The sequence below is a fragment of the Actinomadura rubrisoli genome, assembly GCF_004349215.1.
GTDB lineage: Bacteria > Actinomycetota > Actinomycetes > Streptosporangiales > Streptosporangiaceae > Spirillospora > Spirillospora rubrisoli.
Window position 1 is genome coordinate 1 of sequence record NZ_SMKU01000421.1, and the last position, 7210, is coordinate 7210.

At 69.3% G+C, this 7210-nt stretch carries 14 protein-coding genes; 9 read left to right on the forward strand and 5 right to left on the reverse strand.

The window, feature by feature from the left end; all coding sequences use genetic code 11:
- From E1298_RS48890 to E1298_RS41685, 6 genes are all read left to right on the forward strand, one after another.
- The coding region (locus E1298_RS48890; protein WP_165975922.1) for a hypothetical protein at positions 1-222 on the forward strand (222 nt) is incomplete at its 5' end.
- Complete coding sequence (locus E1298_RS41665; RefSeq protein ID WP_131902903.1) at positions 219-1154, forward strand: bifunctional DNA primase/polymerase; 936 nt, start codon at positions 219-221, stop codon at positions 1152-1154. The genes E1298_RS48890 and E1298_RS41665, both read left to right, overlap by 4 nt.
- Positions 1127-2302 (forward strand): AAA family ATPase, encoded by a 1176-nt coding sequence (locus E1298_RS41670; RefSeq protein ID WP_131902904.1) that lies wholly within the window; start codon positions 1127-1129, stop codon positions 2300-2302. Before E1298_RS41665 ends, E1298_RS41670 begins: the two co-directional genes overlap by 28 nt.
- A 176-nt stretch (positions 2303-2478) precedes the next feature.
- Positions 2479-2823 carry a hypothetical protein gene (locus E1298_RS41675; RefSeq protein ID WP_131902905.1) on the forward strand — a complete coding sequence of 115 codons (345 nt, stop codon included), beginning with the start codon at positions 2479-2481 and terminating at the stop codon, positions 2821-2823.
- Positions 2820-3161, forward strand: a complete 342-nt coding sequence (locus E1298_RS41680; protein WP_131902906.1) for a hypothetical protein — start codon at positions 2820-2822, stop codon at positions 3159-3161. The genes E1298_RS41675 and E1298_RS41680 overlap by 4 nt, the downstream gene beginning before the upstream one ends.
- A gap of 16 nt (positions 3162-3177) precedes the next feature.
- A complete protein-coding gene (locus tag E1298_RS41685; RefSeq protein ID WP_131902907.1) occupies positions 3178-3918 on the forward strand; it encodes a hypothetical protein in 741 nt (246 codons plus the stop codon).
- Positions 3919-4138: 220 nt separating this feature from the next.
- On the opposite strand, the gene E1298_RS41690 is transcribed toward E1298_RS41685, so the two are convergent.
- The 4 genes from E1298_RS41690 to E1298_RS41705 form a co-directional block, all read right to left on the reverse strand.
- Complete coding sequence (locus E1298_RS41690; RefSeq protein ID WP_131902908.1) at positions 4139-4504, reverse strand: hypothetical protein; 366 nt, start codon at positions 4502-4504, stop codon at positions 4139-4141.
- A 142-nt stretch (positions 4505-4646) separates the two neighbouring features.
- Positions 4647-4970, reverse strand: coding sequence for a hypothetical protein (locus E1298_RS41695; RefSeq protein WP_131902909.1), 324 nt, complete (start codon positions 4968-4970; stop codon positions 4647-4649).
- Complete coding sequence (locus E1298_RS41700) at positions 4970-5326, reverse strand: hypothetical protein (protein WP_131902910.1); 357 nt, start codon at positions 5324-5326, stop codon at positions 4970-4972. The genes E1298_RS41695 and E1298_RS41700 overlap by 1 nt, the downstream gene beginning before the upstream one ends.
- Positions 5323-5631: a hypothetical protein gene (locus E1298_RS41705; protein WP_131902911.1), complete on the reverse strand. Its 309-nt coding sequence runs from the start codon at positions 5629-5631 to the stop codon at positions 5323-5325. Before E1298_RS41705 ends, E1298_RS41700 begins: the two co-directional genes overlap by 4 nt.
- Positions 5632-5881: 250 nt before the next feature.
- Between E1298_RS41705 and E1298_RS41710 the strand changes: the two genes are divergently transcribed.
- The 3 genes from E1298_RS41710 to E1298_RS51435 are packed head-to-tail and all read left to right on the forward strand — an operon-like array spanning position 5882 to position 6962.
- Entirely contained in the window at positions 5882-6652 is a 771-nt protein-coding gene (locus tag E1298_RS41710) for a helix-turn-helix domain-containing protein (RefSeq protein ID WP_131902912.1), read from the forward strand.
- Positions 6649-6831 (forward strand): DUF397 domain-containing protein, encoded by a 183-nt coding sequence (locus tag E1298_RS51430; RefSeq protein ID WP_131902913.1) that lies wholly within the window; start codon positions 6649-6651, stop codon positions 6829-6831. Before E1298_RS41710 ends, E1298_RS51430 begins: the two co-directional genes overlap by 4 nt.
- 29 nt (positions 6832-6860) lie before the next feature.
- A complete protein-coding gene (locus tag E1298_RS51435) occupies positions 6861-6962 on the forward strand; it encodes a DUF397 domain-containing protein (protein WP_279499624.1) in 102 nt (33 codons plus the stop codon).
- A gap of 60 nt (positions 6963-7022) precedes the next feature.
- On the opposite strand, the gene E1298_RS48895 is transcribed toward E1298_RS51435, so the two are convergent.
- Positions 7023-7210, reverse strand: a 188-nt coding sequence (locus tag E1298_RS48895) for a hypothetical protein (RefSeq protein ID WP_165975923.1), incomplete at its 5' end; no start/stop codon positions are given.

Here is a 7210-nt window from a genome sequence, read left to right on the forward strand (position 1 = left end):
GGCATGCCACCGTCCGACCACACCACCGCGCCGACCGTCGATCAGAGCGGCGACCAGGCCGACGCTGACCAGGCCGCGCGGATCAAGGCGGAAGTGGACAATGCCCCGCCATTCAGCGCGCGGCAGCGCGAATACCTACGGCGCATCTTCGCCACCGCCCGCGCCACCGCAGCGCGCGACGTCCAAGCCGCCGAACAGGCCGCCGAGGACGGGCCAAGGTGACCGGGGTCCCGCCCGCGATGCTGGCCGCCGCGCTCGGCTACGCCGCGCACGGGTGGCCGGTGTTTGTGCTGTCGCCGACGAAGGTGCCGGTCCGCAACTGCCCCGGTTGCAAGACCGCGCACACCACGGCCGAGACCATGGAGGCGTGCGCGTGCCTGACTTGTCACGGGTTCCACGCGGCCACGACCGACCCGGCGCGGCTTACCGCGATGTTCGAGCGGTATCCGGCCGGGTTGCTGGCCGTCCGGACCGGTGCCGCGTCGGGAACGGTGGTGATCGATGTGGACCCGCCTGTCGGCTCCCGGACGCTGGCCAAGCTCGATCGGGCCGAGGTGCTTCCCGGAACGGTCATGTCCATGACGGGCCGGTCCTGCGGTATCCAGCTCTACTACGCGCATCCGGGGGTGCGGATCACGTCCCGTCCGGGCGGGCTCGGTCCCGGCGTCGACGTCAAGGCCGATGACGCCTACGTGGTCGTACCGCCGTCGGTGCATCCCGGGACGGGCCGCGCGTACCACTGGTCTGGGGACGGCCGGTACGACTATCCGCTTACGCCCCTTCACCGCGTCCTGATCGAGCGTCTGAAGGCCACTCCACCGTCCCACCGCTCAGTAACCACCTCCCGAGCCTCACGGGCCGCTGAAGGCTCCTCAGGCGCGTTTTGGGCACAGTTCCGGCAGCCGTCCACCGGGACGCCCTACAACCGGCTCCACGGTCTCGTGGCGACCGTCCTGAAGGCCCGGGAAGGGGAGCGAAACGCCGTCCTGCACTGGGCCGCGTGCCGGATCTCCGACATGGCCGCCGCCCGGGAGATCGAGCCCGGCCCGGCCGCCCAGGCACTCGCCCGCGCCGCCCTGGACATCGGACTCGCTCCCGGCGAGATCCGCGCCACCATCAACTCCGGATGCCCGACCGCCGGGACGACCACGTGACCCCCGACGACGAACACGTCCACCGGCTCCTAGACGACGCCGGGGTCCCCCGTCCCCGAGACCTCCCCACCGCCCCGCCGCCCGCCGACGGCGACCAGGACGCGACCGAGCGCCGGACGTGGCAGCCGGTAGACCTGACCGACGTCCTAGCGGGCCGCTACGAACCCGCACAGCCCACGGTGGGACGCCGCGATGACGGGGTGGGGCTGTTCTACCCGGGCCGGATGCATTCGGTGGCCGCCGAGTCCGAAGCGGGCAAGACATGGCTCATGCTCGCCGCCGCCGCGACCGAGATGCAAGCCGGGCACGGCGTGGTGTATGTCGACTTCGAGGACGACGAAGGCGGAGTGGTCGGGCGGCTCTTGGCGCTGGCCGTCCGGCCCGAGGTGATCGCCTCCCGGTTCGGCTACGTCCGGCCCGAGGTGCCCATCACCCTGGGCGACAACCGGTCCGATCTCGCCCAAGCCCTCGGCGACCTACGCCCCACCCTCGCCGTGATCGACGGCGTCACCGAAGGCATGGTCATGCACGGCTTGAATCCGCTCGATAACTCCGACGCCGCCACCTTCGGCAGGCTCCTCACACGCCCGGTCGCCGATCACGGCGCCGCCGCCGTCGTCCTGGACCACGTCGTCAAGAACGGCGACTCGCGCGGCCGGTACGCCCTGGGCGCCGTCCACAAGCTCAACGGGCTCAACGGCGCCGCCTACACCCTGGACAACCGCAACCCGTTCGGGGTGGGTGTCACCGGGCAATCCGGGCTGTTCATCACCAAAGACCGCCCCGGGCAACTCCGACGCCACGCCGCTAACGCCGCCGGGGGTGCCAAGTGGTTCGCTGACCTGGTCGGGACCTCCCGCGACGCGACGTTCATCGAAGTCGCCATCACTGCGCCCGGCGATCCCGGCGACTTTCGCCCCACCGTGCTCATGAGGCGCGTATCGGACTTCCTGGCGACCGTGCCCGATGCGTCCGGCCGCGACATCGAACTCAGCATCAACGGACAGGCCACCAAGATCCGCCACGCCGTCGCGTGCCTGATCAAAGACGGCCACGTGAAGGTCGAACGCGGCCGCAACAACGCCCTGTTGCACACCCTCCTCAAGCCGTACGAGGACCCCGCCGACGCTTGGACCAAGTCCCTGTAACCCGTGCTCGTCCCGCTCGTCCCCGGCTCGTCCCGACGACCCCCTCGCCGGTTCGTCCCCGCCTATAAGGCGGACGAGCCGAACCCCCGGCGACGCCGCGACGCCGCCCCCGCGCTCGGTCGCTTCGCGTCGCGCGCGACGCCTACCCATGCCTACGCGAAAGGAGATCCAGCACCATGACCGCCCCCGACCCCGCCAACCCTCCAGAGACGCCCCCACGCAGGAAGGGCCGCCGATGCGGCTGGACCGGCAAGGACCGCTTCGACTTCGGCGCCACGCGGCTACGGGTCGCGTTGACCAAGCTCGCCCGCGACCCCGACCCGGACGCGCGTACGGCCGGTGCCGCCCTGTCGGACGAGGCCGCCGAGATGCTGCATGCCCTGGCCACCCGCGCCGACAACACCACCACCTCGGCGCGGCGCGCGCAGGCCAAGGCCGATCGGCTGGTCCGCAAGGTCGACCGGCTCTTGCAGGAACAGGGCCAACCCCAACCATCCCACCCCCGGAAGGGACCACGATGACCGACGTCCCCGAGATCTTCGCCCGCAGCTCCGGCACCCTCGCCGACATCATCAGCGCCGTCCGACGCGCGCTCGACACCGACCCGGACGCCTGCCGCAGCCAGGACGACCGCCTACGCGCCTGGTGTGCCGCTACCACCCAGTTCCTCGACGCCGAATACTGGGCGGCCGCCCTCGACGTGCACGCGGCCCACAAACGCGCCCAGACACTCGACGCCACCCACAAGCGCGCCGCGCTCCAGGCCCAGGAAGCCGGGACCGCGCACGCCGCCGCCCACCGTGACGCCACCGAACGCGCCGCCCACCTCGGCGTCACCCACCCCAAACCCCACCTCTGACAAGGAGACCAGCACCATGCCCGACATCCCCGGATGGGACGATCTCACCGCCGTCCTGAACGAGTCAGCCGCCGCCGAAGGCGAATGGATCCAAGCGCGCGCGCAGCTCGGCGCCCCCCTGCCCGACAACGCCGACCACATCATCCGCAGCCTTACTAACGCCCTGGCCACCGGCCGCCGAGAGATCAACATCGGATCCAGCGTCGCTGGCATCCTCGGCGACGACATGGTCCCGATGGAGGGCCGCACCCGCCGCGCAACCGAACGCATCGACGCCGCCGAGCACACGTTCCGCACCACGGTCACCGACGCCGATACCCGTCTCACCGTCGCCCGTGGTGTGCTGACCAGCGCGGCACTGCCGAAGCTCACCCCGGGCAACGAGGTCACAGCCCGCATGGACGCGCAGATGTTCATGAGCAACGGGGGCGACCCGTCCCGGATCCTTCCCATGCTGGCCGAACGACAGGACGACGTCGGCGCCCTGGTGACCTCCTCGTGGGGCCGCGACTACCTCACCGCCCATACCGGGGACCGGGACCTCACGGGCGCGGTGTTCACCCTGGTCACCGAAACCGCGTTGCAGGCCGCCGCCCAAGCGGTCGACCCCGGCCGCCGCGCCGCCGCCCTGGCCGTCGAGCACCTGAACAAGCTCGCCCAGTCACGCGACGCACTCAACGCCGCCGGACACGCCATCCTCCGCCAGCTCCGACACCACACCGCCGCTCTCAAGACGGGGCACAGACCAGCGGCATAACTGAACCGCGCACACCATGGTCCACCTCCAGGTGGCGCGGAGCCGCCCGGCCGGTAGTACCCGATACCGGCCGGGCGGCGGGCACGGGCCCCGGCTCCCCACCGGGGGCCCGTGCGGTCGCGCGGCCTCGCCTCACGGCCCCGTCCGAGGACCGGGCGTCAGCCGCGCGACACCGGAGGGCGCGGCGCCCTCTCTGCGCTACGGGACGCCGCGCCCACCGTCATCGGCCCGTCCGCCCCTCCGCCGCCGGGTCGTCGGACGGCGCGGAGAACGGCGCTCCCAGGGTCTCGGCGATCCGTGCGGCGACCCGTCGCGGCTCCCGGCCAAGCTGGCCGCCATCATCGGGCCCGCCAACCCACACGTAGTACTGCGCTTCCTCGTCCCACGTGACGACCCGCGCGGGTTCGGCCCGGTAGCTGACGCGCAGGTGCGACCGAGTAGCGGGCTCGTAATGGCCGCGCTTGCAGCTTGCGACGACCCCCGGGGCCCCGGCGCGCAACTCGACGTACACCGCGTTCACGGGCCCGTACAGCCGCGCCCCTAGATCGCGGGACTCATCGGACTCGCGTGGCTTATCGACCGACATCAGATCTCCTCGTCTCGTTGGGGATGTGATCGTCTAGGCGTCGCGGCCCCGGAACCCCGCGCTAGGACCCCCGGGGACACAGCGACGGTGGGGAGCGGCGCGGCCGGGTTCGGGGACGTCCCCCGGCCGCGCCGTCCCGGCTCTACTCGCGTTCGGACGGGTTAGGGCTGATCGGTGCGCCGAGCGCCCACGCGATCCGCTCGGCCGCCTGCTCGACATCCGCCGCGAGTCTCGCTCCGTCGTCCGGACCGGACGTCCACACGTAGGTTTCGGTGTCGTCGTCCCAGCGGATCCGCCGCGCCGGGCGGTCCCGGTAGCTGACGTGCAGCCGCAACCCGAACTCGCCGGACACATCGGAGGTGCGGGCGCACGTGGCGGCGATCTGCGGGGCCCGGCGCCGGATCGCGGCGTGCAGCGCGTCCAGCGGCCCGAACGGCTCGACCACCAGCCCGGTTGCCCCCGCCATCAGGCCCGCCCTAGTGAGGCCCGAAGACGGCCGATCAGACCACGTGCGGGCGCGTCCTGCTCGGCACTGGCCGCGCGCCGGGCGGCCGCCGCGAAGGCGAGCGGCGCCAACCGGGCGCCGATCTGCGCGACCGCTCCGGGAAGGTCGTGGCAGGGGGCGAGCGGGTTACCGGTGGAGTCGATGAACCACGGAACCCCGCCCACGCCCGCCTTGACCCGGACGCTCTCCCCGACCGCCGGGAGGCTGGGCGACAGCACATACAGCAGCTCAGGCGCCCGATCGTAGCGAGGACGCGCCGTCCACCCCTCCGTGGCCAGAGCACTCGCGAGCAGATCGAGATAGTCAGCGGCGATCACGAGTCGTCCCCGGTGGTCACGTCGCTGGGCGCCAGGTCCGCCGCGATGATCACGGCGGCGTCGATGACCTGATCGGCCTGTGCGATCGGCTCACCGAGCGAGTAGAACCACAGGCGCCCGCCGTCGTCCGGCCGGGGCGTGCAGGTGATCGACTGGACGCGTCCCGTAGCGTCGCCCCGCTGAACCACGAGCACAGCCCTGGCCCCCAAGGACGTCTCGAACCTGCGCATCTCCAGCGCGTTCCCCAACTCGAACAGCCGAGAGTAGGCGTGTGGATGCTCGGTACCGTCGAAGCGATCACTCATGTCCGCTCCCGCGTACGTGGTCCCGCAACCGCCCCGTCGAAGCGCGGTCAGCGTCAGAGACGATGCGCGAGACCCACGAAACACCGCGAGTCGGCATGTCCGTCATGTCCACCTCACCCGGATTCCCGATCTGCCTGCAACCTTTGCTGTTCCCAGGGTGAAGTCAGGGGATTATGATCGGTAGACGAAGCACAAGGCCGCCCAACCTGTCAACCCTGATCAGCATTCACGCTAAGGATGTGAACCTCTGATGGCGCCAAAGCGTGAGACGGCTCAAGAGATCTGGGGTAATGAGCTTGCTCATGCGCTCGAAGCGGCAGGGATGACGGGCAGGGAACTAGCGGAAATGCTCAACGTGGTCCCTTCGACCGTGAGCAATTGGATCAACGGGAAGAGAACACCCCATGTGGACGATATCGAGCGCATAGAGGACAAACTTGGCACTAACGGATATTTAAGGCGTGATCTCAAGTGGGTCCAGCGAGAGATCTCGCCCGAATGGTTCGAGTGGCGAGGCGTCGAAGAGGACTCAACCACACTATTGACGTACGAAACGCGAGTCGTTCCCGGGCTACTTCAAACCCCGGAGTACGCCCGGACGATCCTCCCGGCGGAGAAGGCGGAGGAACGACGAGACAGGCAAGGAATATTCGAGCACGACGTTACGCCGTTCTTTGAGGCTCTGATAGACGAGAGCATTCTGTATCGCAAGGTGGGCACCGCCGAGATCATGACCGAACAACTAGGTCGTTTGATCGCTAGCAGGGACCAAATCGTACGGGTGGTTCCGTTCTCTGCGGACATCAAAAGATTCACCTTGTCGTTTGTGTTGGCTACGCTCGACAGCGGAAAGCAAGTGGCCTACCTAGACAGTGCACTAAGGGGTCGTATTACCGAGCGTCCGTCAGACATAGCTGAGCTTTGGCGATTTTGGGGAGAGGCCGGAGCGGCGGCACTCTCACAAGAAGCCTCCATTGACCTGATACACAGGACGATCGAAGACAGGTGGTCTACAAAATGAAATGGCGGAAGTCCAGTCATAGCACTTCCAACGGGGAAAACTGCGTCGAACTGGCCCGTATCACAAACGGTGTGGCAACCAGGGACAGCACTGACCCGGACGGGCCAAAGCACGCGTTTAACGTCGCTGAGATGGCGGCGTTGTTTGAAGCCATCCGGCAAGGCGATTACGACCTGTAGAACCCCCCTGGCCCGTCCTCGTGGTCGCTGTGCGGGACTCCAAGGACCCTGACGGGCCCGTGCTGGGTTTCAGCCGTCCGGCGTTCACGGCGTTCGTCGGAGCGGTCCGCGCGGGCTCTCACGACCTGTAGGCCCTACGCACGCCGACGCCCCGCCGATCATCGCGACCGGTGGGGCGTCCTGCGTTCGACTCAGCTCGTGTAGTCGATCGGGAACGGGTTCACGGAGTCGTATCCGTCGCACCACGCCCGGAACTGCGCCCGCCCGACCGCCGTCCCGGCTTCCAGCGGGTACGGGCAGACACGCAGGCTGAACGGCTCCCCGTCCTCGGCCGCGTCCCGGCCGTGCGTGAACGGAGCGCCTAAGCAGGGTTGACAAC

Bases quoted from the DNA above. Each gene is read 5' to 3' on its own strand.
- E1298_RS41670 (WP_131902904.1), top strand. From the start codon at position 1,127: ATGCCCGACCGCCGGGACGACCACGTGACCCCCGACGACGAACACGTC.
- E1298_RS41675 (WP_131902905.1), top strand. From the start codon at position 2,479: ATGACCGCCCCCGACCCCGCCAACCCTCCAGAGACGCCCCCACGCAGG.
- E1298_RS41680 (WP_131902906.1), top strand. From the start codon at position 2,820: ATGACCGACGTCCCCGAGATCTTCGCCCGCAGCTCCGGCACCCTCGCC.
- E1298_RS41685 (WP_131902907.1), top strand. From the start codon at position 3,178: ATGCCCGACATCCCCGGATGGGACGATCTCACCGCCGTCCTGAACGAG.
- E1298_RS41690 (WP_131902908.1), bottom strand. From the start codon at position 4,504: ATGTCGGTCGATAAGCCACGCGAGTCCGATGAGTCCCGCGATCTAGGG.
- E1298_RS41695 (WP_131902909.1), bottom strand. From the start codon at position 4,970: ATGGCGGGGGCAACCGGGCTGGTGGTCGAGCCGTTCGGGCCGCTGGAC.
- E1298_RS41705 (WP_131902911.1), bottom strand. From the start codon at position 5,631: ATGAGTGATCGCTTCGACGGTACCGAGCATCCACACGCCTACTCTCGG.
- E1298_RS41710 (WP_131902912.1), top strand. From the start codon at position 5,882: ATGGCGCCAAAGCGTGAGACGGCTCAAGAGATCTGGGGTAATGAGCTT.
- E1298_RS51430 (WP_131902913.1), top strand. From the start codon at position 6,649: ATGAAATGGCGGAAGTCCAGTCATAGCACTTCCAACGGGGAAAACTGC.